Below are 1,111 nucleotides of genomic sequence, written 5' to 3'. Positions count from 1 at the left end.
GCATTCCCACGCGGAGCGTGGGAACGATCAGGCGATCAGGCGATCAGGTCTACCGCGGCAGTTCGATCCGCTCACTTTCCCCAGGCACCGTCGGCCAATCCCCGGCCGCCCAGCGCCGCCGTGCTTCATCGATGGCCGCTGGATCACTCGCCACAAAATTCCAGTTGATCCGCCGTGGCCCGTCCAGCGGCGCGCCGCCAAACAACACAGCATGACAGTCGCTCTCGGCAAACAGCGTCATCTCTTCCCCCGCAGGCAACACCACCAGAGAATTCAGTTCCAGTGCCTCGCCATCCAGCTGCGCCTCGCCGCTCAAGACATACAGCGCTCGCTCTTCATGCTCGGTGGGAATCAGCAGCGTGGTCGCCGTTTGCAGGTTCAGCTCCGCATACAACGTAGGCGAAAGCACCGGCACCGGCGATTCCAGACAAAAGCCTGACCCGGCAATCATCCGGATCTTCACGCCAAGGTTATCGCTAACCGGCAAGGAATCGGCCGGATGATGGCTGTAGTGCCCCGGGCCCTGTTCATGTTCTTTGGGTGACGCCAGCCAGATCTGCAAACCGTGCATTGTAAAACCGCTGTCCTTCAGTGCTTCGGGTGTGCGCTCGACGTGGGCAATCGCGCTGCCGGCGGTCATCCAGCTGACTTCTCCGGCATTGACCACCTGATCGGAACCGAGGCTGTCCTTGTGCTGGATTTGCCCTTCAAACAAATAGGTGAGGGTCGACAGGCCGATGTGCGGATGTTGGCGGATATTCATGCCTTTTCCCGCCGGATATCGGGTTTGCAGCATGTGGTCGAAAAACACGAAAGGCCCGACGCTGCGGCACTTGGCTGACGGCAACGGCCGAAGTATCGGCTGGCCTTCGACATCTTCAATGCGGGGGCGGATCACGAGCGGAGTGTTCATGCTGCATTCCAGGCTGAGCGGGTGATGCGTGGAGCATAACCCGCTTGCGCAGCCGTTGCCGCTACTGGCTGAACGCACCTTCGGATAGATGAGTTTCGATGCTGACGTCGGTGGTGGTCATCAGCTTGTGGATCGGGCAACGGTCGGCGACGCGGTGCAGTTCTTCGCGCTGTGCATCGGTGAGCACGCCCTTGAGGG

1 protein-coding gene and 1 pseudogene are annotated in these 1,111 nt (G+C 60.8%); both read right to left on the bottom strand.

The annotated features are described in order from the left end of the window. Nucleotides 1-49: 49 nt before the first annotated feature. The gene (locus AC1DRJ_RS28980) at nt 50-913 is read right to left on the bottom strand and encodes a pirin family protein (protein ID WP_477805151.1); all 864 of its coding nucleotides are present in this window, start codon (nt 911-913) and stop codon (nt 50-52) included. Between the two features lie 61 nt (nt 914-974). Next, a pseudogene (locus tag AC1DRJ_RS28975) lies at nt 975-1,111 on the bottom strand (OsmC family protein); the annotation flags it as partial.

Source organism: Pseudomonas sp. P5_B2, from assembly GCF_056400445.1.
Note: the sequence above shows the minus strand (reverse complement) of the source record. Positions and strands in the feature narration are given on the sequence as shown.